This window comes from Micromonospora sp. URMC 105, assembly GCF_051386295.1.
GTDB lineage: Bacteria > Actinomycetota > Actinomycetes > Mycobacteriales > Micromonosporaceae > Micromonospora.
Genome location: NZ_JBPQTL010000076.1, coordinates 1 through 21,052 on the forward strand (window position 1 = coordinate 1; position 21,052 = coordinate 21,052).

Annotated in this window: 18 protein-coding genes; 11 read left to right on the forward strand and 7 right to left on the reverse strand. The window is 74.1% G+C overall.

Annotated elements, in window-relative coordinates; all coding sequences use genetic code 11:
- Window positions 1-117: 117 nt before the first annotated feature.
- The 6 genes from ACSNN7_RS21440 to ACSNN7_RS21465 form a co-directional block, all read right to left on the reverse strand.
- The gene (locus tag ACSNN7_RS21440; RefSeq protein ID WP_436682735.1) at window positions 118-1,164 is read right to left on the reverse strand and encodes a LacI family DNA-binding transcriptional regulator; all 1,047 of its coding nucleotides are present in this window, start codon (window positions 1,162-1,164) and stop codon (window positions 118-120) included.
- An 84-nt stretch (window positions 1,165-1,248) separates the two neighbouring features.
- Complete coding sequence (locus ACSNN7_RS21445) at window positions 1,249-2,682, reverse strand: GH1 family beta-glucosidase (RefSeq protein WP_436682736.1); 1,434 nt, start codon at window positions 2,680-2,682, stop codon at window positions 1,249-1,251.
- Window positions 2,679-3,521 carry a carbohydrate ABC transporter permease gene (locus ACSNN7_RS21450; protein WP_436682737.1) on the reverse strand — a complete coding sequence of 281 codons (843 nt, stop codon included), beginning with the start codon at window positions 3,519-3,521 and terminating at the stop codon, window positions 2,679-2,681. Before ACSNN7_RS21450 ends, ACSNN7_RS21445 begins: the two co-directional genes overlap by 4 nt.
- 11 nt (window positions 3,522-3,532) lie before the next feature.
- Entirely contained in the window at window positions 3,533-4,501 is a 969-nt protein-coding gene (locus ACSNN7_RS21455; RefSeq protein ID WP_436682738.1) for a carbohydrate ABC transporter permease, read from the reverse strand.
- 112 nt (window positions 4,502-4,613) lie between these two features.
- On the reverse strand, window positions 4,614-5,909 hold the full coding sequence (locus tag ACSNN7_RS21460; RefSeq protein ID WP_436682739.1) for a sugar ABC transporter substrate-binding protein: 1,296 nt from the start codon (window positions 5,907-5,909) through the stop codon (window positions 4,614-4,616).
- Between the two features lie 239 nt (window positions 5,910-6,148).
- A complete protein-coding gene (locus tag ACSNN7_RS21465; protein ID WP_436682740.1) occupies window positions 6,149-6,694 on the reverse strand; it encodes a plasmid pRiA4b ORF-3 family protein in 546 nt (181 codons plus the stop codon).
- Window positions 6,695-6,844: 150 nt separating this feature from the next.
- Here ACSNN7_RS21465 and ACSNN7_RS21470 point away from each other — a divergent pair, with 150 nt between their 5' ends.
- Both ACSNN7_RS21470 and ACSNN7_RS21475 read left to right on the forward strand, forming a co-directional pair.
- Entirely contained in the window at window positions 6,845-7,630 is a 786-nt protein-coding gene (locus tag ACSNN7_RS21470; RefSeq protein ID WP_436682741.1) for a pyrimidine reductase family protein, read from the forward strand.
- A gap of 177 nt (window positions 7,631-7,807) precedes the next feature.
- Complete coding sequence (locus ACSNN7_RS21475) at window positions 7,808-8,293, forward strand: DUF7144 family membrane protein (protein ID WP_436682742.1); 486 nt, start codon at window positions 7,808-7,810, stop codon at window positions 8,291-8,293.
- Here the strand turns inward: ACSNN7_RS21475 and ACSNN7_RS21480 are convergent.
- Complete coding sequence (locus ACSNN7_RS21480; protein ID WP_436682743.1) at window positions 8,223-9,854, reverse strand: hypothetical protein; 1,632 nt, start codon at window positions 9,852-9,854, stop codon at window positions 8,223-8,225. The two genes, ACSNN7_RS21475 and ACSNN7_RS21480, sit on opposite strands and share 71 nt — an antisense overlap.
- Before the next feature lie 226 nt (window positions 9,855-10,080).
- Here ACSNN7_RS21480 and ACSNN7_RS21485 point away from each other — a divergent pair, with 226 nt between their 5' ends.
- The 9 genes from ACSNN7_RS21485 to ACSNN7_RS21525 all read left to right on the forward strand — a co-directional run bounded on the left by ACSNN7_RS21485 (window position 10,081) and on the right by ACSNN7_RS21525 (window position 21,030).
- Entirely contained in the window at window positions 10,081-11,829 is a 1,749-nt protein-coding gene (locus ACSNN7_RS21485; protein WP_436682744.1) for an ATP-binding protein, read from the forward strand.
- Window positions 11,830-11,842: 13 nt separating this feature from the next.
- The gene (locus ACSNN7_RS21490) at window positions 11,843-12,991 is read left to right on the forward strand and encodes an exonuclease SbcCD subunit D (RefSeq protein ID WP_436682745.1); all 1,149 of its coding nucleotides are present in this window, start codon (window positions 11,843-11,845) and stop codon (window positions 12,989-12,991) included.
- Window positions 12,991-15,465 (forward strand): AAA family ATPase, encoded by a 2,475-nt coding sequence (locus ACSNN7_RS21495; RefSeq protein ID WP_436682746.1) that lies wholly within the window; start codon window positions 12,991-12,993, stop codon window positions 15,463-15,465. The genes ACSNN7_RS21490 and ACSNN7_RS21495 overlap by 1 nt, the downstream gene beginning before the upstream one ends.
- Window positions 15,466-15,505: 40 nt before the next feature.
- Complete coding sequence (locus tag ACSNN7_RS21500; protein ID WP_436682747.1) at window positions 15,506-16,474, forward strand: hypothetical protein; 969 nt, start codon at window positions 15,506-15,508, stop codon at window positions 16,472-16,474.
- Window positions 16,474-17,331 carry a spermidine synthase gene (locus tag ACSNN7_RS21505; RefSeq protein WP_436682748.1) on the forward strand — a complete coding sequence of 286 codons (858 nt, stop codon included), beginning with the start codon at window positions 16,474-16,476 and terminating at the stop codon, window positions 17,329-17,331. Before ACSNN7_RS21500 ends, ACSNN7_RS21505 begins: the two co-directional genes overlap by 1 nt.
- A gap of 81 nt (window positions 17,332-17,412) precedes the next feature.
- A complete protein-coding gene (locus tag ACSNN7_RS21510; RefSeq protein WP_334454267.1) occupies window positions 17,413-18,111 on the forward strand; it encodes a sigma-70 family RNA polymerase sigma factor in 699 nt (232 codons plus the stop codon).
- Window positions 18,108-18,890: an anti-sigma factor family protein gene (locus ACSNN7_RS21515; protein WP_436682749.1), complete on the forward strand. Its 783-nt coding sequence runs from the start codon at window positions 18,108-18,110 to the stop codon at window positions 18,888-18,890. The genes ACSNN7_RS21510 and ACSNN7_RS21515 overlap by 4 nt, the downstream gene beginning before the upstream one ends.
- Before the next feature lie 209 nt (window positions 18,891-19,099).
- A complete protein-coding gene (locus ACSNN7_RS21520; RefSeq protein WP_436682750.1) occupies window positions 19,100-19,759 on the forward strand; it encodes a hypothetical protein in 660 nt (219 codons plus the stop codon).
- Window positions 19,760-20,109: 350 nt separating this feature from the next.
- On the forward strand, window positions 20,110-21,030 hold the full coding sequence (locus ACSNN7_RS21525; RefSeq protein WP_436682751.1) for a DNA-3-methyladenine glycosylase family protein: 921 nt from the start codon (window positions 20,110-20,112) through the stop codon (window positions 21,028-21,030).
- Window positions 21,031-21,052 lie beyond the last annotated feature (22 nt).

The following is a 21,052-nucleotide window of genomic DNA, read 5'->3' on the forward strand; positions in this document are numbered from 1 at the left end:
AGAAAGCGTGGCTATTCCTCGGTGAATAGCCACGCTTTCTCTCAAAGAGCAGGCGCGGGGGTGCCGCGCGGGGCGTCAGGCGCGGGGTGCGGGGGCGAGGCCCCCAGGCGCGGGGCGTCAGGCGGAGGCGCGGTGGATTAGTTGGGTGTCGAGGAGGATGTGGGGGGCGGGGATCTCCTCGCCGCGGATCCGGGCGACCAGCAGGCGCGCCATCTGGCGGCCCATCTCCTCGACCGGCTGGAAGACGGTGGTCAGCGGCGGGTCGGCCTGGCGGGCGATCGGAGCGTCGTCGAAGCCGACCACCGCCACGTCCTCGGGCACCCGCCGACCCGCCTCGCGCAGCGTGCGCAGCGCACCGAAGGCCATCAGGTCGGAGGCGACGAAGACCGCGTCCAGGTCGGGGCAGACCTCCAGCAGCCGGCGCATCGCGGCCGCGCCGCTGCCCTCGCTGAAGTCGCCGTACGCGATCATGCGGGGGTCGGCCTCGGCCCCGGCGGCCCGGACGGCGTCGGAGTAGCCCGCGAGCCGGGCCAGGCCGGCGCCCATGTCCTGCGGACCGGCGATGGTGGCGACCCGGCGGCGGCCCCGCTGGGCGAGGTGCTCGACCGCCTGCCGCGCGCCACCGACGTTGTCCACGTCGACGAACCAGGACGGCGGCGCGCCGGGTTCGAGCATCCGCGCCGGCCGGCCGCCGAGCACGGTGGGCAGGTCCCGCTCCTCCAGCAGCGTGGGCAGCGGGTCGGAGTCGTGCAGCGACAGCAGCAGTACCCCGTCCACGTGCTGGTTGGTCAGGTGGTGCTCGACCCGTTCCCGTTCGATCGGGGACTGCACCATGGCGAGCCAGAGCTGCAACGGCGTCTCCAGCAGCCCGGAGCTGACGCCCCGGACGATGCCGGCGAAGAACGGCTCGGTGAAGACCCGGTCCCCGGACTCGGAGACCACCAGGGCCACCGAGTCGGTCCGCTGGGTGACCAGCGCCCGGGCGGCCCGGTTCGGGACGTACCCCAGCTCCGCGATGGCCTGCTGCACGGCGGCCCGGGCCTCCGGGCTGACCTGGGGCGAGCCGTTCACCACCCGGGAGACCGTGCCGCGCCCGACGCCCGCGCGGGCGGCGACCGCGTCGAGGGTCGGGCGCCCGAGCGACCGGGTGCGCTGCGTTGTCATCGTCTGCTCCTCCGACGTCGGGCGGACCCGCGCCACCCGTGGGGAGCGGGTGGTCGCGGAGCCGCCCGGAGAACTGGCCTTCGCCTATTGTGCGGCCAGACCGTTGCGTCGGATCACCTCGGCGTACCACCTGGCGCTGGACTTGGGGATACGGGCCTGGCTGTCGTAGTCGACCCAGACCATCCCGAACCGCTTGGTGTAACCCCAGGCCCATTCGAAATTATCCATCAGCGACCAGGCGAAGTAGCCCCGCAGGGGCACCCCCGCAGCGATCGCCTCGTGCGCGGCCCGCAGGTGCGCGTCGAAGTACGCCAGCCGGTCGGCGTCGTCGACCTGCCCGTCGACCACCGCGTCGACGAAGGCCGAGCCGTTCTCGGTGACGTAGAGCGGCAGGTCGGTGTACTCGTCGTGGACCCGGCGCAGCGTCTCGGTCAGGCCGGGAGCGTCGATCTCCCAGTTCATGTCGGTGACCGGCACGCCCCGGGTGACGAACCGGACGTCCTCGCTGCCCGGCCAGCACGACGGCGACCGCCAGTACGGCTCGGGCTCGGCGCCCTGGACCGGGGCGGCGACCACGTGCCGGCTGTAGTAGTTGATGCCGACCAGGTTCAGCGGGGTGGAGATGACCGCCAGGTCGCCGTCGCGCACGTGGCCGAAGTCGGTGACCTCGCGCAGGTCGGCGGTGAGGTCGGCCGGGTACGACCCGCGCAGCACCGGGTCCAGGAAGAACCGGTTGGCCAGCGCGTCGATCCGCCGGGCGGCGTCGACGTCGGCGGGCGCGTCGGTGGCCGGGGTGACCGGGTAGAGGTTGACGGTGATGCCGAGCTGGGCCTGCGGGCGGGACGCCCGCAGCGCCTGCACCGCCAGCCCGTGGCCGAGCATCAGGTGGTGCCCGGCGCGGACGGCGTCCGCCCCGTCGGAGCGGCCCGGCGCGTGCACGCCCGAGCCGTAGCCGAGGAACGCCGAGCACCACGGCTCGTTCAGCGTCGTCCAGTACGTCACCCGGTCGCCGAGGGCGTCCGCGACGAGCTGGGCATAGTCGGCGAACCGGGCGGCGGTGTCCCGCGCCGGCCAGCCGCCGGCGTCCTCCAGCGGCTGGGGCAGGTCCCAGTGGTAGAGGGTCAGCCACGGCTCGATCCCGTGCCCGAGCAGCTCGTCGACGAGCCGGCGGTAGAAGTCCAGGCCCTCGGCGTTGGCCGGGCCGGTGCCGTTCGGCTGCACCCGGGACCAGGACACCGAGAACCGGTACGACTTCAGGCCCAGCTCGGCCATCAGCCGCACGTCCGACGGCATCCGGTGGTAGTGGTCGCAGGCCACGTCGCCGGTGTGCCCGGCGACCACCCGCCCCTCGGTGTGGCTGAACGTGTCCCAGATCGACGGGGTCCGGCCGCCCTCGGTGGCCGCCCCCTCGATCTGGTACGCGGCGGTCGCCGCCCCCCACAGGAAGCCGGGCGGGAAGATCAGTTCCGGCCCCTGGTCGAGTACGCCGACTGCGGGCGGGTGGTCCGGGTTGCTCACGACTTGACGGCACCTTCCATGATCCCGCCAATGATCTGGCGGCCGAACAGGGCGAACACGATCACCAACGGCACGGTACCGATGGCGGTCGCGGCGAAGACCTGCGAGTAGTCGGTGTAGTAGGCGTACGACAGGAACGCCAGCGACACCTGCAGGGTCGGATTCTCCGGGGTGAGCACGGCGTACGGCCAGAGGTAGGAGTTCCAGGTCTCCATGAAGGTGAGCAGGCCGAGCACGGCCGCGGCCGGGCGCAGCGCGGGCAGCACGATGTTCCAGTAGATCCGGAAGGTGCTGGCCCCGTCCACCCGGCCGGCCTCGATCAGCTCGTCGGAGATGGCCTGGGTGGCGTACTGCCGCATCATGAACACGCCGAAGGCGCTGACCAGGAAGGGCACGGTCACCGCCAGCAGGGTGTCGTACCAGCCGAGGTCCTGGATCATGCCCCAGAGCGGAATGAGGCCGAGCTGGGTCGGGATCATCATGGTCACGATGATCGACAGCAGCAGGATGTTGCGGCCCCGGAAGCGCAGCTTGGCGAAGGCGAAGCCGGCCAGCGACCCGGTGATCACCACCGAGACGGTCACCACGCCGGAGACGATCACCGAGTTGAGCAGGCCGGTGAGGAAGTTCGCCGCGTCGTTGTCGAGCACCCGGCCGAAGTTGTCGCCGAACGCGCCGCCCGGGGTGACCGGCGGCGGCACGTCGTTGATCGAGTCCAGGCTGCGGGTGGCGATGACGACCATGTAGTAGAAGGGGTAGATCGAGAAGAGCACCGCCAGCACAAGGGCGACGTACATCAGCGGGCTGGTGCGCCAGAGGCGCTGGGAAGCGGAGTTCATCCGGTCGCTCCTCACTTGACCGTACGGCGGACGAGCAGGAAGTTGACCAGCGAGACCAGGGCGATCATCACGAACATCGCCCACGCCACGGCGGCGCCGTACCCGGCGGTGTTGAGGTTCTCGATACCCAGCTCGTACATGTACATGGCCAGGGTCTGGAACTCGCGCTGGTCGCCGCCGATGATGTTGCCGTTGGCGAAGACGAGCGGCTCGGTGAAGAGCTGGAGCCCGCCGATGGTGGAGAGGGTGACCACGAAGACGAAGGTCGGGGTGAGCATCGGCAGGGTGATCCGCCAGAACTGCTTCCACTGGTTGGCGCCGTCGATCGCCGCGGCCTCGTAGAGGTCCTTCGGGATGGCCTGCATGCCGGCCAGCAGGATGAGCGTGTTGTAGCCGGTCCACCGCCAGTTGACCATGGAGGCGATGGCGGTCCAGGAGCTCCACCGCTGCGCGTCCCAGTCGACCGGGTCGATCCCGACCACGCCGAGCAGCCAGTTGATCAGGCCGAAGTCGCGCTGGAAGAGCATGCCGAAGACGATCGCCACGGCGGCGACCGAGACCACGTTCGGCATGAAGACGGCCATCCGGAAGAACGTCCGGGCGCGCAGGAACGTGCGGTTGAGCAGGGTCGCCAGGAAGAGCGCGAGCAGCAGCTGCGGGACGGTGGAGAGCAGGAAGATGCCGAAGGTGTTGAGGGTGGCGTTCCAGAAGTACTCGTCGGTGAAGAGCCGGGTGTAGTTGTCCACCCCGATGAAGCTGTGCTCGCCGATGAGGTTCCAGTCGTGCAGCGACATCCACGCGGTGCGCAGCATCGGGTAGAACCCGAAGATCCCGAAGATCACGAAGAACGGGGCGATGTAGAGGTACGGGGAGAGCTTGAGGTCGAGGCGGTTGAGCGACAACGCCCGGCTGCGGCGCCGGGTAGGTGGGGGTGGCGGCGCCGTGGGTGACGGCGGCGCGGTCGTGGCCGACAGGCTCATGCGAGGTCCTTTCCCGGCGCCGGCGGGGCCGGTGAGGCGGGCGGTACGTGCAACGGGACGCGGCCGGTGGCGCCCGGGAGACCCGGACGCCACCGTGGTGCGGGGTCGGTGCTCAGAAGGCGCCCTGGGTCTTGGCGTCCTTGACGTACTGCTCCCAGGCCTTGTCCTTGGTCGACTGCCCGTTCTCGTACGACCGCAGCGCCGGCTCGAAGGCGTTCTCCTTCACGGCCTGGTGCTTCGGACCGAGGTGCAGCGGCTGGATCTTCGCGACGCTGTCCCCGAAGATCTTGCCGGTCGGCGCGTTGTTGAAGTACTCGTTGGTGTAGGCGAGGAACTCCGGGTTCTTCAGCGCCTCCAGGTTCGTCGGCAGCGGGCCCTTGGCCTTGAACGCCGCCACCTGGCTCTGCGCGTTGGTCAGGTACTCGGCGAGCTTCGCCGCCTCCTTGGGGTGCTTGCTCTGGGTCGGCACGGCGAGCCAGGAGCCGCCCCAGTTGCCCGCGCCGCCGGGGACCGGCGCCACGTCCCACTTGCCCTTGTTCTCCGGGCCGGAGTTCTCCTGCACGATGCCGAGCATCCAGGACGGGCAGAAGGTCGCGGCGAAGGTGCCCTGCTTGAAGCCGGCCGACCACTCCGGCGACCAGGTGGCCGTCTCGGCGGTGATGTTGGCGTCGGCCATCGCGATCGCGGTGTCCCAGGCGCTCTTCACCGAGGCGCTGCTGTCGGCGACGACGTTGTCCTGCTTGTCGTAGAAGAGGTCACCGCCCTGCTGGAACATCACCGCGCTGGAGGCGGTGGTCACCGAGTCGAGCATGCCCTTGCCGGTGGCGGCCCGGTACTTCTTGCCGGTCTCGATGAAGGCGTTCCAGTCCGGCCAGAGCGCCGCGACCTGGTCCCGCTCGGTCGGCAGCTTGGCGGCCTGGAAGAGGTCGCGGCGGTAGCAGACCGCCAGCGAGCCGACGTCGGTGGGCAGGCCGATCAGCCGGCCGTCCGGCGCCTTGCCCAGCTCCCACTTCCAGGGCAGGTACTCCTTGCTGTGGTCGGCCACGAGCGGCGCCAGGTCGGCCCAGTTGGCCGGGTTGGCCTTGAACTCGTTGAGGATGCCCTCCTCCAGGGCGACCACGTCGGCCGCGCCCTTGCCGGTGGCCAGCGCCCGGACGATCTTCGGCCGGTACTCGTTGAGCTGGGCGGTCTTGCGCAGCTCGACCTTGATGCCGGTGTCCTTCTCGTACTGCTTGACGATCTCGTCGTAGCCGAACTCGCCGAAGGTGTCCACGACCAGCTTGGCGGGCTTCCCGCCGGACGCCGTGGCGTCGTCGTCGTCCTTGCCGCAGGCCGCGAGACCGCCGAGTGCGGTGACCGCGGCCAGGGCGGCGGCCGCGAGGCGGGTACGCCGCGTGGTGACGCTCATCCTGACCCCTCTTTCAGTGGTGAGGCTGGGTGTAGGTGTGGTGGGGGGTGTCGCTGCGCGTTCCGGGGCTGACCGGCGGACCGGGACGACCGGGCGGGGTGCGCGAGTGACCGGCGCCACGCCCTGGGAACGCTCCCATGAGCGTGCCGGGAGGCTCAGGGGGTGTCAATAGACCGATGGGAGCGTTCCCAGATCGTTACCGCTAGTGCTGCCCGCTGCTCCTCAAGGGACAGCCGGCCTCAGCAGAGGCGACGCAGCAGCGTGCCGGCCCGCCGCGGGTCGAACGCGGCCGGGTCGAAGTCGCGCCCCGCCCACTCCCGCATCGCCCGGTGCTCGCGATGGCCCGGGTCGGCCAGCGCCGCCAGCAGGACCAGGTAACCGGCCGGACCACCGACATCCTCCGGCGGGCAGGCCCCCTCGCCGTCCAGGCAGGACGGGTACCGCTCCTCCGGATCGGCGGTGAAGGCGTCCTCCACCAGCAGGTCGTGCTCCCACCAGTCGCCGAAGTCGTAGGTGTAGCGGAACCGGCTGCCCTTGCCGAGCACCGCGTCGAGCCGGACGTCCAGCTCGTCGCGGAGCGACAGCTCGCCGTCCGGGTCCGGCTCGCCGTACTGGACACCGTCGATCTCGAACGAGTGCAGGTGGCAGTCGCGCCAGCCCATGGCGTGCTGCACCACCCGGTGCAGCCGGTCCAGGGTGTAGCCGCCGGGCACCAGCACCCGCCGCCACACCGGCGGGCGGACCCCGGCGAGGGACATCTTCAGCTGGAAGATCTGACGTGGCATGCTGCCCCCTCCTCCCACCGCATAGGCTGCCGACATGATCTGCCGAGCCTGCCGGGAGCGGCGGCACGACGACTGTCCCGGCCGGAAGTGGTGCGACTGCCAGCACCGTACCCCCGGACCCACCCCTCCGGTCACCGGTCCGGCCGGCGAATGAGCGTCGGAATCCCGATCCGCCGGATCTGGCCGGCGCCGGCCACCCCGCCCCTGGACGACACCGAGCTGACCGCGCTCTACGGCCGGGCGGACCGCCCGCACCTGCGGGTCAACTTCGTCGCCAGCGTGGACGGCGCGGTGACCCTGGACGGCTACTCCGCCGGGCTCTCCGGAGGGCCGGACAAGCGGGTCTTCGGGCTGCTCCGGATGCTCTGCGACGGGCTGCTGGTGGCCGCCGGGACGCTGCGGCACGAGGGCTACCGAGCGGTGCGGCTGAGCGAGCCGCGCCGGACCTGGCGGCGCGAGCGGGGGCTGGCGGAGTACCCCACCCTGGTGGTCGTCTCCGGGTCGCTGCAGCTGGACCCGGCGCAGGCCGCGTTCGCCGACGCGCCGGTGCGACCCGTCGTGCTGACCCACGCCGCCGCCGAGGCGCCCCCGGGGCTGACCGACGTCGCCGAGCTGATCCGCTGCGGCGACGAGCGGGTGGACCTCGGCGCCGGCCTGGCCGAGCTGCGCCGCCGGGGGCTGGGCCAGATCCTCTGCGAGGGCGGCCCGCACCTGTTCGGCGCGCTCACCGCGGCCGACCTGGTCGACGAACTCTGCCTGACCGTCGCTCCCCTGCTCGCCGGGCCCGGCCCCGGGCGGATCACCGCCGGAGACCCGGGCGCGCCCCGGGAACTGCCGCTGCGGCACGTGCTCGCGGCCGACGACGGGGTGTTGATGCTGCGCCACGCCCGGGACGCCGCCGCGCCGACGCCCGCCGGGGCCGCGCCGGCCGCCTGACGCGGCCCCCGCCCGCCGCGGTGGGCAGGCTCGCCGGTCCCCGCCGGGCCGTGTCCAACGGCACCTGACGGGGGTACGCGGGCGGTCCGCCCCGGCCACGGCCACCGGCGCGGGCACAGCTCCGGGTATGCGGCCGGGACCGGTCCGAGCCGCACCCGCAGGCTCTAGCCTGGGCAGATGGGGCTTCCTGCGTCGGACGAAGCGATCCGGGCGGAGCAACCGGGCCGGCCGCTGCTGGCCGCCGGCCTGCTGACCACCGCCGGCCTGCTGGACGTGCTGTCCGCGCAGGCCGACACGAGCGGCGATCCGTTCGTGGTGACGACCCGGCAAGGCATGTACGCGGTCGACATCACCGGCTGGGCGTGGCTGCACGTCGCGGTCGGCGCGGCGGTCGTGCTCGCCGGGCTCGCGGTCGTCACCGGCCGCCGGGGCACCACGCCGGTCGCCCTCGGCTGCGCCACCGCGGGTGTCGTCCTGGACCTGCTGCTCTTCCCGTACGCGCCGATCCGGGCGCTGCTGGTGGTGGGGCTGTACGTCGCGGCCGGGCGGCTGCTGCTGCGGCACCGTCGCGCCACCCGGGTCGCCGGGCAGCTCAGCGCGGTTCACAGACCCGGCCCGTCATCGCCGGATCCCCCTCCCTGGTCGCCGACCAGACCGGATTGAGCGTCAGCGCCAGCGGCGGGGTCTGCCAGGCGGCGCCCAGCCGTTGCAGCAGGCCGTACTCCCGCCGGGACATCTCCACCGGTTCCCCGGCCAGGAAGGCGACCACCCGGTCCTCCACCGCCGGGTCCCCCACCAGCCCGCCGTGGAACGCGGGCTGCTGGTAGACCGGGATCCGGCTGTACTCCCCCGGCGGCGCCTCCGCGGCGCTGACCGTCGGCAGGAAGGCGATCATCCGCACCCCGGCGACCGGGCAGAGGGTGCGGTTGCGGTAGAACGGCGCGTTGATCAGCACCGACCGCACGAACGGGCTGTCGGGTTCGTCCTCCGCCGTCAAGGGCAGGCCCGCCAGCCAGAACATGGCCCGCAGCTGCCAGCCGGTCGCCACGCCCCACCCCGAGTGCCCGGGCGGCGGGTAGTAGGTCCGGCCGGCCTGGACGAGGGGGCTGAACATCACCACCGCGGTCACCGGGCCGCGAGGCAGCCGCTCCAGGTAGGTACGGGCCACCATCGAGCCCTCGCTCTGCCCGAACAGGGCCACCGGCCGTCCGGTGCGCCGGTGCACCGCCTGGACCTGGTCGGCGAGCAGGGCACTGCTGGAGTCCAGCGACCGGTGCGTCGCCTCCGGCGGGTACGGCAGGGGCCGCCCCTGCGCGTCCAGGCCCCGGTAGGAGAAGCGCTCCACCCGCGGGTCGGCGGAGGGACTCCCGTCCCAGCTGGAGTTGTGCCCGCCCAGGACGATCACCGCGTGCGGGACCCGCTCGGGCAACCGGTCGGCGAGGATCGGCGGCCGCCACTCCCGTTGCCCGTCGCCGGCGAAGCCGATGACCGCCTGGGCCCAGATCGCCCCGGCCAGCGCCAGCGCGATCGCGATCGGCGCGACCGGCACCCGCGCCCAGCGCAGCCGGGTCGGCGCCGCCGCGGCGGCCACGGTCCGCTGCCAGAGCAGGCCGTTCGCCACCCCGGCCAGGCCGGCCACCAGCACCGTCCACCAGCCCGGGGTGCCGGAGATCAGCGCGCCGGCCAGGGTCAGGACCACGAAGTTCAGCGACGCCCAGCCGAACAGCTCGATGCTGGGCAGCCCCTTCCACCACCGGGCCACCACCCCGCCCCGGAGCAGGAAGGGGGCGAGGATCAGCATCGGGCCGAGCGAGGCGAAGAGGTACCAGGAGAGCGCCACCGCCGAGAAGGCGACGGAGAGGGCGGCCCACGGCGAGATGACGACCGCGGCGAGCAGCGCGACCTCCAGGTTGCGCCGCAGCAGCCAGCCCCAGGAGGGGCGCGGCACGCCGGCCGGCCAGGCCAGCCCGGTCAGACCGGCGGAGAGCACGCCCCGGAGCACGGTCAGCAGCAGCAGACCGACCAGGAACGTCGGCCAGGAGTCGTGGTAGACCAGCAGCCAGCGCAGGTCGTGGTACGAGTCGTACGGCCAGACGGCGCTCGCCTGCGGGGCCAGGCCCCGGGCGGCGTGCAGGCCGACGCCGACCAGCACGGCCTCCTCCACCGCCGGTGGCAGCGCGGCGAGGAGGAGCAGCCCGGCAAGTCGGCCTCGCGTCGGTCCCACGGCACTCCTCGCTTCCCCGGCCCTGTCGATGCTCTCGCGAATCACGGCGTCGCGGACGGGAATCGCGCGGACGGCGGCACCCATCGTGGTCGCGCCACCCCGTAGCGCGACGACCCCCGACGCGGCGCGTGGCGTCCGCCGCGTCGCGTGGCAACCTGTCGTACTCCTCGGGCAGGATGCACCACGTGTGCCCTGACCGAGACGACCAGCTGACCGGAGCCCGCCGATGACCGACGACCCGCTCGACGGCCCCGGCACGGCGGTCGGCCGGGTGCTCGGCACCGCCGACGCCACTCCGCTGCAGTTCTGGACCGCCGTCTCCCCGGACAGCTACCTCCAGCTCGACGACGTGGTCGTCACCCGGCGTGAGCTGCCCGACCGGGAGCCGGTCACCATCGCCGGGGTGGTCACCCAGGTGCGGGCCCGGCACGAGGGCGCCCAGTTCGACTCGGACGTGTTCGCCATCGCCGACGGCACCCTCCCCGCCCAGGTGCAGGAGGCCGCCGAGATCACCACCACCCGGGTCGACCCGGAGTTCTACGTGCCGCCCACGCCGGGCGCCGCGGTCCACCGGGCCGAGGGCGACGCCCGGGCCCGGGCGCTGCACTTCGACCGGATGGAGCGGCGCATCCCGATGGGCATGGGGCGCGACGGGGTCCCGGTCTACCTCAACGCCGACTTCCTCGACGGCAGCCGGGGCGCACACGTCTCCATCTCCGGCATCTCGGGTGTGGCCACGAAGACCAGCTTCGCCACCTTCCTGCTCTACTCGGTCTTCCGCTCCGGCGTGCTGGGCGGCGACGCGGTCAACGCCAAGGCGCTGATCTTCAACGTCAAGGGCGAGGACCTGCTCTTCCTCGACCACCCCAACGCCCGGCTCGACGACCCGACCCGGGCCGCGTACGCGAAGCTGGGGCTGGACGCGGGGGCCTTCCCCGACGTGCGCGTCTACGCCCCGCCGCGGGTCGGCGACTCCTCCGGCACGCCGGACGTGAGCAGCCGGCTCACCGGCGTGGACAGCTTCTACTGGACGCTGAGCGAGTTCTGCGCCGACCGGCTGCTGCCGTACGTCTTCGCCGACGCCGACGACGAGCGCCAGCAGTACACGATGGTGGTCCACTCGGTCGCCGCCCATCTGGCCCGCTACGCGCAACCCGCCGACGGCGGGGTGAGCGTCGACGGCGTCCGGCTGGGCTCGTACGCCGACCTGGTCGACCACATCGTCGAGCAGCTCAACGACGACGAGACCCGCAGCGACTGGGCGGGCAGCGCGGTCGGCCTCGGCACGGTCAACGCCTTCGCCCGCCGGCTGATCGGCAGCAAGAAGGACCTGGGCCGGCTGATCCGCGGCGACCTGGCCGCCCGCCGCCCGCACAGCATCAACACCGCCGAGAGCGCCCAGGTCACCGTGGTCGACCTGCACAACCTGCCGGACCGCGCGCAGCGCTTCGTGGTCGGCGTGACGCTGAAGAGCGAGTTCGAGCGCAAGGAGAAGTCCGGCACCGCCAAGCCGCTGCTCTTCGTCGTCCTCGACGAGCTCAACAAGTACGCCCCGCGCGAGGGCTCCTCCCCGATCAAGGAGGTGCTGCTGGACATCGCCGAGCGGGGCCGCTCGCTCGGGGTGATCCTGATCGGCGCGCAGCAGACGGCGAGCGAGGTGGAACGCCGCATCGTCACCAACTCGGCGATCCGGGTGGTCGGCCGGCTCGACCCGGCCGAGGCGTCCCGCCCCGAGTACGGCTTCCTCCCGCCGGCCCAGCGCCAGCGGGCGCTGCTGGCCAAGCCGGGCACCATGTTCGTCAACCAGCCGGACATCCCGGTCCCGCTCTGCCTGGAGTTCCCCTTCCCCGCCTGGGCGACCCGGGTCTCCGAGGCGGGGAAGCCCCCCTCGCAGACGCTGCGCTCGATCACCCAGTCGGCCGACCCGTTCGCGGTGGTCGGCTCGGGCGCCGGCGACGACGACATCCCGTTCTAGGGAGCGCGCACCCATGAAGATCCTGCACACCTCGGACTGGCACGTCGGCAAGGTGCTCAAGGGGCAGTCCCGCGCCGAGGAGCACAAGCAGGTGCTGGCGGGGGTCATCGAGATCGCCGCCGCCGAGCGTCCCGACCTGGTCGTCGTCGCGGGCGACCTCTACGACACCGCCGCCCCCAGCCCGGAGGCCACCCGGCTGGTCACCCGGGCGCTGACCGCGCTGCGCCGCACCGGCGCCGACGTGGTGGCGATCGGCGGCAACCACGACAACGGCCAGGCCCTGGACGCGCTGCGGCCCTGGGCCGACGCGGCCGGCATCACGCTGCGCGGCAGCGTCCGGGAGAACCCGGCCGAGCACGTCATCGACGGCGTCACCCGCGACGGCGAGCGCTGGCAGCTCGCCGCGCTGCCCTTCCTCTCCCAGCGGTACGCCGTGCGCGCGGTGGAGATGTACGAGCTGACCGCCGCCGAGGCCACCCAGACGTACGCCGACCACCTGGGCCGGGTGCTGGCCCGGCTCACCGAGGGGTTCACCGAGCCCGACCGGGTCCACCTGGTCACCGCGCACGTCACCGTGGTCGGGGCGACCACCGGCGGCGGCGAGCGCGACGCGCACACCGTGCTCGGCTACGCCGTGCCGGCGACGGTCTTCCCGGGCAACGCCCACTACGTGGCGCTGGGCCACCTGCACCGCTCGCAGCGGGTGATCGGGCCCTGCCCGATCCGCTACAGCGGCAGCCCCCTGGCGGTCGACTTCGGCGAGCAGGAGAACGTGCCCTCGGTGACGCTGGTGGAGGTCACCGCGCGCACCGCCGCGCAGGTCCGCGAGGTGCCGGTGCCGGCGGCGGTGCCGCTGCGCACGGTCCGGGGCACGCTCGCCCAGCTGGCCGAGCTCACCCCGCCGGAGGGCTGGCTGCGGGTGTTCGTCCGCGAGCAGCCCCGGGCCGGCCTGCGCGAGGAGGTGCAGGAGCTGCTCCCCCGCGCGCTGGAGATCCGCATCGACCCGGAGCTGGTGCCGGCGCCGGGCAGCGGCACCCGGGTCGCCCAGCGGGCCGGGCGCTCCCCCCGCGAACTCTTCGCCGACTACCTGGGCAGCCGGGGTCACGACGACGACGGCGTGCGGGAGCTCTTCGACGAGCTCTTCGAGGAGGTCGATCGCTGATGCGCCCGATGCGCCTGGACATGGCGGGCTTCACCGTCTTCCGCGACGAGACCACGGTCGACTTCACCGACGCGGACTTCTTCGCGCTGGTCGGCCCGACCGGCTCCGGCAAGTCGACGGTGCTGGACGCGATCTGCTTCGCCCTCTACGGCACCGTCCCCCGCTGGGGCGGCACGCGGGGCCTGACCAACGCGCTCGCCCCGTCGGCCACCGAGGCGCGGGTCCGGCTGGTCTTCGAGTCCGCCGGCTCCCGCTACGTGGCCACCCGGGTGGTCCGCCGGGACGGCCGGGGCAACGTCAAGACGGCCAACGCCGGGTTGCAGCTGATGCCGCCCGGCTTCGACGTCACCAAGCTCGACACCGGGCTGAGCCCGGAGGACCTGGGCGAGGTGGTCGCCGGGACGCCGGCCGAGATGGAGCAGGCGGTGCTGGAGGCGGTCGGGCTGCCGTACGAGCAGTTCACCTCCTGCGTGGTGCTGCCGCAGGGGCAGTTCGCCGACTTCCTGCACGCCAAGCCGGCCACCCGTCAGCAGATCCTGGTCAACCTGCTCGGCCTCGGCGTCTACGAGGAGGTACAGAAGCGCGCCACCGAGCGGGCCGGGCAGGCCGAGGCGGGGCTGGCCGCGGTGGACAAGATGCTCGCCGGGCTGACCGACGTCGACGACGCCGCGCTGGCCGCCGCGACCGCCCAGGTCGACCGGATGCGCGAGCTGTCTCAGGCGGTCGGGTCGGCCGTACCCGAGCGGGAGAGCGCGCGGGCGGCGGTCCGGGCGGCGACGACGGCGCTGGCCGACCTCGACGCCGACCTGGCCGGGCTGACCGGGGTGCGCGCGCCGGACGGGGTCGCCGAGGTGGCGCGGGCGGTCAGCACCGCCCGGGCGGCGGCCGACCAGGCGGCGGCCGCGGTGACGCTGGCCGAGGAGCGCGAGGAGAAGCTGCGCGGCGAGCTGGCCGGCGCCGGCGACGAGAGCACGCTGCGGTTGCTGCTGCGGGCGTACGCCGACCGGGAGCGGCTGACCGGGGAGGCGGAGACGGTCCGCGCGGCGGTCGCCGAGGCGCAGCGGGAGCACGACGCGGCGGTGGCGGCCCTGACGGCGGCGCGGGAGGCGTCGGCCCGGGCGGAGGCGGAGCTGGAGGCGGCGTTCCGGGCCCACGAGGAGGCCAAGGCCACCGACCAGGCCGTCGCGCTGCGGGCGCACCTGGCCGACGGCGGCACCTGCCCGGTGTGCGAGCAGACCGTGGCCCGGGTGCCGGCGGTGCCGGCCGGCTCGGCGGTGGCCGCGGCGACCGCCGCCGGCAAGGCGGCGCGGGCGGCCAGCAAGGCGGCGCAGGCGCTGGTGCAGGAGCGCGACGGCGCGGCCCGTGACCTGGAGCGGGTGCTGGTGCACGCGCGCGCCCGGCACGACCAGCTCGCGGCCCGGCTCGCCGAGCTGGACGGCCAGCTCGCCGACGCGGCGGCGCCGACGGCGCTGCGCGCGGCGCTGGACGAGCACGCCCGGCTGCGCCGGGCCCTGGACGAGGCGGCCGGGGCGGTGCGCGCCGGCCGGGACGCCGCCCGGCGGGCCCGTGGCGCGCTGGACGCGGCGCAGGAGCGGTTGCGCGCCGCCTGGCGGGGCTTCGACACCGCCCGGGACGGGCTGGCCCGCTTCGGTCCGCCGGCCACCGACCGGGACGACGTCACCGCCGCCTGGGCCACCCTGGTGGACTGGGCCGCCGAACAGGCGCAACGGCGGCGGGCGGAACGGGTCGGGCTGGCCGAGGCGGTGGCCGAGGCGCAGGCGGCCGCCGAGGCCGTGGAGGAGCGGATCTCCGCTCTGCTGTCGGCCGGCGGGTTGCCCCCCGCCGACGACCCGGTGCACGCGGTGGCGGTCGCCGCGGAACGGGCCGAGGCGGACCTGCGGCGGATCTCCGAGCGCCGTGAGCAGGCCGGTGAGCTGCGCCGGCAGCGCGACGAGCACGAGCGGCAGGCCCGCACGGCGCGGGCGCTCGCCGGGCACCTGCGGGCCAACAACTTCGAGCGGTGGCTGCTCGCCGAGGCGCTGGACCTGCTGGTCGACGGCGCCTCCCGGATCCTGCGCGAGCTCTCCAACGGCCAGTACGACCTGGTCCACGACAAGGGCGAGTTCTCCGTGGTCGACCACCACGACGCGGGGCTGCGCCGGGGCGTGCGCACGCTCTCCGGCGGGGAGACGTTCCAGGCGTCGCTGGCGCTGGCGCTCGCGCTCTCCGAGCAGCTCGCCGGGATGTCCACCACCGCGGCCAGCCTGGAGTCGATCGTGCTCGACGAGGGCTTCGGCACGCTGGACGCGGCGACCCTGGACACGGTGGCGGCCACCCTGGAGAGCCTGGCCGCGCGCGGCGACCGGATGGTCGGCGTGGTCACCCACGTGCCGGCGCTGGCCGAGCGGATCCCGGTGCGCTACGAGGTCCGCAAGGACGCCCGCACCTCCCGCGTCGAACGGACCGGCCTGTGAGCGCGAGGAGGGGTGACCCGGTGAGCGCGACGGGGGCGGCGTGACCGGGCCGAGGCTCTTCGTCGACGCCTGGGACCCGTCGTACGGGGCTTCCTTCGAGGCCTCGGTGGGCGGGCCGGCGGCGCCGAGCAGCGCCCAGGTCGAGGCGGACGTCGAGCTGCCGGCGGTGGACTGGCGGGCGATCGGCCCGCGGGCGGGCCTGCGGGCGCCGGACGTGGTGCTGCTCGTCGACGGGGTACGCCGGATCGACGCCAGCGTCTGGACGGCGGAGGAGGACGGCGCCTCGTTCCCGGGCATCGCCGCTTCGTACGCGGCCGGGGTGGTCCGCTGCGACCTGGAGCGGGGCGCGGCGGAGCTGGCCGGGGCGCAGGTCGGGCGGGGGCTCTTCACCGCCAGCCCGTCCGCGCAGGAGGTGGTGTGCGGGCGGGTCCGCTACCCGGTGCACCGGGTGGGCGGCACGGGCGAGCTGAGCAAGCTCCCGGCGGCCGTGCAGGGGCCGCTGACCGCGCTGGAGGTGGCGGTCTCCGACGCCGCGCGGGTCGACGGCGACCTGCTGGTGGTGGACGGGCCGCTGCGCAGCCGGCGCCAGCTGCCGCGCACCCTCGGCTACATCAAGACCCAGCACAGTCAGTACCTCGACGCCCGGCTCACCGCGGTGGTCACCGGGCTGCGGCCGGGGGAACGCTCGCCGGTGTTCCGGCTGGGCACCGCCTGGGGCGGCTGGTCCTGGTACCTGCGCCTGCCGGTGGCGCTCGGCGCGCCCTGGGCCGGCATCGTCCGGATGGAGTGCTCGGCGGAGCTGCCGCCGGAGGAGGCGATCGCGCTGGCCGACCTGTCGCTGGTGACGCTGCCCCGGTTCGCCTCCTCGCCGTACAAGGACCCGCGGGCCCCGCAAAATTTGGTGCCGATCGCCGGGCTGGAGCGGCGGCTGCGCGGCCTGCTCGGCGACGCCCGGCTGCTGCACCGGGCGCTGACCATGGCCACCCGGGTCGGCACGGCGGGCCGCTGATGGGCCGCCGCCGTGGCGACGACCGGGTCGTCGCCACCGTCGACACCGGTGTGGCCGAGCTGGTACCGGACCCGGACCGGCCCCGGTCGTGGACGCTGCTGCTCGACGGCGCCCCGCAGTCGCACGTGGACCTGGCCGACCCGACCCACCTGGAGTTCGAGTACGTCCGCCGGCTCGGCGCGGCGCTCGACCTGCTCGCCCCGGCCGGCGCGCCGCTGCGGGTGCTGCACCTGGGCGGCGGCGCGCTGACCCTGCCCCGCTACGTCCAGACCACCCGCCCCGGCTCCACCCAGCGGGTGTCCGAGGTGGACGGCGCGCTGGTCGACCTGGTGCGGCGGGCGCTGCCCTGGCCCGCCGATCCCCGGCTGAAGGTCCGGGTCGCCGACGCCCGCGCGACGCTGGCGTCCACCCGGGACGCCGCGTACGACGTGGTGGTGGCCGACGTCTTCGCCGGCGCGCGCACCCCGGCGCACCTGACCTCGGTCGAGTACGCGACCGAGGTGGCCCGGGTGCTCGCCCCGTCCGGCTGGTATTTGGCCAACCTCGCCGACGGCCCGCCGCTGCGGCACGCCCGCGCCCAGGTGGCCACGGTCCGCTCGGTGCTGCCCCGGGCCTGCCTGGTCGGCGACGCGGCGGTGCTGCGCGGGCGTCGCTACGGCAACCTGGTGCTGGTCGCGGGCCGGGTCGAGCCACCGGTGCCGGAGCTGACCCGGCGCGCCGCCGGGGACTGGTTCCCCGGCCGGGTGGTGGCCGGCGCGGAACTCGACCGGTTCGCCGGGGGTGCGCCGGTGGTGCACGACGCCGACGCCACCGACTCCACCCCGCCGCCGCCCGGAATTTTTTCGGTACGTCGTTGATCCGTTGGGCCCACCCGCACGTATCACGGGGCGGCCCTCCCCCTTGGGCCGGCTGATGTCGATTGGCACCAGGAGGTCTGCATGCACGCGGTCGCGGCCGGCTTGCACGGTGAGATGGCCAGGCCAGGGTGGATGTTCGCCCGGGCCCAGCCCCAGTCCCGTGCCTCGAGGTCGGGCCGGGGGGTCGACGCGGGCCCCGCCGATCGCCAGAATGGCCCGGTGACGCCGCGACCGGCGCCCGGACGCCACCAGGCGGCGTCCCCCGAGGCCAGTCATTCCGATCAGCTCGTCCGGCTGCTCTACGCCGAGCACGCCGGACCGCTGCTGATGTTCGTGATGCGGCTGACCGGGGGTGACCGGCAGCGCGCCGAGGACATCGTGCAGGAGACCCTGCTGCGGGCCTGGCGCAACGCGCACCGGCTCGGCGTGCAGGGCCAGGGGTCGCTGCGGCCGTGGCTGGTGACGGTGGCCCGGCGGATCGCCATCGACGAGCACCGCAGCGAGCAGGCCCGGCCGGCCGAGACGTACGACCGGGACCTGACCGCGTTCGCCGAGTCGGACAGCACCGACCGGGTGCTGCGCACCATGACGGTCGCCGACGCGCTGCGTACGCTGAGTCAGTCGCACCGGGAGATCCTGGTGGCCACGTACTTCCGGGGCCGCACGGTGCCGGAGGCGGCCGAGGAGCTGGGCCTTCCGCTCGGCACCGCCAAGTCGCGGGTCTACTACGCGCTGCGCGCGCTGCGCACGGCCCTGCAGGAGAGGGGGGTGACGGAATGAGCCGGGCAGACCACATGGACGTCGCCGCGTACGCGCTCGGCGTGCTGGACGAGCAGGACACCGAACGGTTCGAGGAGCACCTCGCCACGTGCTGGGCCTGCGCCGCGGAGCTGGAGACGATGGTCCCGGTGGTGGGGCTGCTCGCCGACATCGACGGCGAGACGATGATGGCGATGGAGCACACCGCCACCGATCCGGCCCTGCTGGACCGTACCCTCGTCGCGGTGCGCACCCATCGGCGGCGCGCCCAGTTCCGCCGGGTCTTCGCCACCGCGGCCGCGGTGGTGGCGGTCGGCGCGCTGAGCGGCCTGGGGGTGGCCGCCCTCGACGGCAGTCGGGGCGGCGACCAGGTGATCGCCGAGCCGACGGTGACCGCGACGGTGGACGGGCCGCCGGCGAGCCCGCAGCCGACCCGCTCCGGGCCGGGGACCGGCGGCAACGAGATCGAGGGCGAGCAGCACGACGCCACCGACGGCAGCACCGGGGTGAAGGCCACCATGTGGCTGGCCCGCAAGGAGTACGGCACCTGGATCGGGTTCAACCTGACCCGGCTGCCCGGGCCGCGCACCTGCCGGCTGGTGGTGGTACGCAAGAACTCGACCACCGAGGTGGTCTCCACCTGGTCGGTGCCGGGCACCGGATACGGCACCAACACCAACCCGCAGGACCTCCAGCTGGAGGCGTCGACCTCGGCTCCGCCCAGCGAGATCGCCAAGGTGCAGGTGCAGTCGGTGGACTCGAACGGGGTGGCCAGCCCGCTGGTGACCGTCGTCCCCTGATCCGTCGCAGTCCCGAACGGCGCCGGCCCCGCGTGGGCCGGCCCCGTTTCGCGCTTGCCAAGCCGACGCGGTCGCCGATGTGCCTGCACACGTACGGGGACCGTGATCGGTTCAACGGGGTTCGAGTGAAATTGCTCACTGTCAATCATTCAACCTTGACAGTGGACCCTCCGTACTACTCGGTGAACTGCCAAGAATGAGGAGGGCACGTGGCACAGATGAAGCGAACCGTCATCGTTGCGAGCGCGATGGTCGCACTTACGGCCTGCGCTCCCGCGGGTTACGACGGGGCGAACTCGAGCGCCGCCGAGCCGGTCGCCGTCGCCGCGGCCGAGCCCACCGCGGCGGTCGAACCGGAGGCCTCCGCCTCCGCCGAAGCGCCCGGCGCCGAGCAGGCGCCGCCCCCCGCCGACGTGCGCCTGACCGACCAGCTGGTCGGCAAGAAGGTCGCGCGGATGGGCAACGTGGTCACCGACCAGGAGGGCTGGATCCTCTACCGCTTCGACAAGGACTCCGACGATCCGCCGTCGTCGAACTGCGTGGACAAGTGCGCCCAGGTGTGGCCGCCCGCGCTGACCGACGGCAACCCGCAGCTGCAGGGCGTCTCCGACGACAAGGTCGGCACCGTGACCCGCCAGGACGGCACCCGGCAGATCACCATCGGCGGCTGGCCGGTCTACCGCTACATCGGTGACAAGAAGCCCGGCCAGTGGAAGGGCCAGGGCGTCGGCGGCACCTGGTTCGTGGTGGACCCGAACGGCAAGAAGAACCTGACCTGCCTGCCGACCGGCACGCCGAAGGCCGTCGCCCCGCCGGCGGCCGGCGACTCGGGCGGCGCGGAGGCGGGCAGCTCCGGCTACTCGTACTGATCCTTCCGCCACCCAGGCGCGGTGGCCGGTCGCAGCCGGGGAGGGCGCGGCCGGCCATCGTCACAGGTACGGCACGGCGGCGCACCGGCAGCGTCGCGCGTCCGGCAGTCGTGGCGCCGGCCCGGTCCGGGCCGGCGCCACGCGCCTGATCGCCGGACCCTCCCCCCACGGAACCCCGGGACGGACGAGGGCGGTGGCGCGCCCACGCCAGCAGACGCGCCACCGGGGTCCCCCAACCCGCGTCCCACGGCCCTGCGCGGCCGGTCCGGCCCCGGGACGGAGACACCGCCGACGTGCAGGGCGTCGGCGGTGTCGTCCGTCACCGGTGCGGCACGTGGCAGAGTGTCCGGGTGACCTGGACCGAGCCCGCCGCGCGCCGGGCACTGCGCCCGCCGGCCGACTACCGGCTGGCCGCCTCCGTCCGGTCGCTCACCTTCAGCCCGTACGACCCGTGCGCGCGGATCGCCGCCGGCACCTTCTGGTACGCCACCCGCACCCCGGCCGGCCCGGCCACCCTGGCGCTGCGTTCCGCCGGCGGGGAGCTGCTGGCCGAGGGGTACGGCCCCGGGGCGGACTGGGTCGTCGAGCGCGCCGACGCGATCGCCGGGCTGCGCGACGACCTCACCGGGTTCGCCGAGCTGGCCGCCGCGCACCCGCTGGTGGCCCGGCTGGCCGCCCAGCACCGAGGGCGCCGGATGCCGGCCACCGGCCAGGTCTTCCCCCGGCTGCTGCGGGCGGTCTTCGAGCAGAAGGTGACCGGCAAGGAGGCGTACCGGGCGTACGCGGCGACGGTGCGGCACTTCGGTGAGGCGGCGCCGGGTCCGATGCAGCCGCTGCTGCTGCCGCCCCGGCCGGAGGTGGTGGCGGCGGCGCCGTACTGGGTGTTCCACCCGTTCGGGGTGGAGCAGCGCCGGGCCGACACGCTGCGCCGGGCCGCCGCCGTCGCGGATCGGCTGGAGCGTTGCGCGGACAGCGCCGAGGCCACCCGACGGTTGACCGCGATCGCCGGCATCGGCCCGTGGACCGCGGCCGAGGTGGTGCGGATCGCGTACGGCGACCCGGACGCGGTCAGCGTCGGCGACTACCACGTCCCGAACACGGTCGCCTGGGCGCTGGCCGGCGAGGCGCGCGGCGACGACGCCCGGATGCTCGCCCTGCTGGAGCCCTTCCGCGGCCACCGGGGCCGGGTCTGCGGCCTGCTGGAGGCCGCCGGCATCCAGGCCCCGAAGTTCGGCCCCCGCGCCCCGATCCGCTCCTTCGCCCGCTTCTGAGGGTGGCGGCGTACGGCTCCTG

Bases quoted from the DNA above. Each gene is read 5' to 3' on its own strand.
- ACSNN7_RS21495 (WP_436682746.1), top strand. From the start codon at position 12,991: ATGCGCCCGATGCGCCTGGACATGGCGGGCTTCACCGTCTTCCGCGAC.
- ACSNN7_RS21485 (WP_436682744.1), top strand. From the start codon at position 10,081: ATGACCGACGACCCGCTCGACGGCCCCGGCACGGCGGTCGGCCGGGTG.
- ACSNN7_RS21455 (WP_436682738.1), bottom strand. From the start codon at position 4,501: ATGAGCCTGTCGGCCACGACCGCGCCGCCGTCACCCACGGCGCCGCCA.
- ACSNN7_RS21510 (WP_334454267.1), top strand. From the start codon at position 17,413: ATGCACGCGGTCGCGGCCGGCTTGCACGGTGAGATGGCCAGGCCAGGG.
- ACSNN7_RS21460 (WP_436682739.1), bottom strand. From the start codon at position 5,909: ATGAGCGTCACCACGCGGCGTACCCGCCTCGCGGCCGCCGCCCTGGCC.
- ACSNN7_RS21515 (WP_436682749.1), top strand. From the start codon at position 18,108: ATGAGCCGGGCAGACCACATGGACGTCGCCGCGTACGCGCTCGGCGTG.
- ACSNN7_RS21475 (WP_436682742.1), top strand. From the start codon at position 7,808: ATGGGGCTTCCTGCGTCGGACGAAGCGATCCGGGCGGAGCAACCGGGC.
- ACSNN7_RS21505 (WP_436682748.1), top strand. From the start codon at position 16,474: ATGGGCCGCCGCCGTGGCGACGACCGGGTCGTCGCCACCGTCGACACC.
- ACSNN7_RS21490 (WP_436682745.1), top strand. From the start codon at position 11,843: ATGAAGATCCTGCACACCTCGGACTGGCACGTCGGCAAGGTGCTCAAG.
- ACSNN7_RS21470 (WP_436682741.1), top strand. From the start codon at position 6,845: ATGAGCGTCGGAATCCCGATCCGCCGGATCTGGCCGGCGCCGGCCACC.
- ACSNN7_RS21450 (WP_436682737.1), bottom strand. From the start codon at position 3,521: ATGAACTCCGCTTCCCAGCGCCTCTGGCGCACCAGCCCGCTGATGTAC.
- ACSNN7_RS21465 (WP_436682740.1), bottom strand. From the start codon at position 6,694: ATGCCACGTCAGATCTTCCAGCTGAAGATGTCCCTCGCCGGGGTCCGC.
- ACSNN7_RS21440 (WP_436682735.1), bottom strand. From the start codon at position 1,164: ATGACAACGCAGCGCACCCGGTCGCTCGGGCGCCCGACCCTCGACGCG.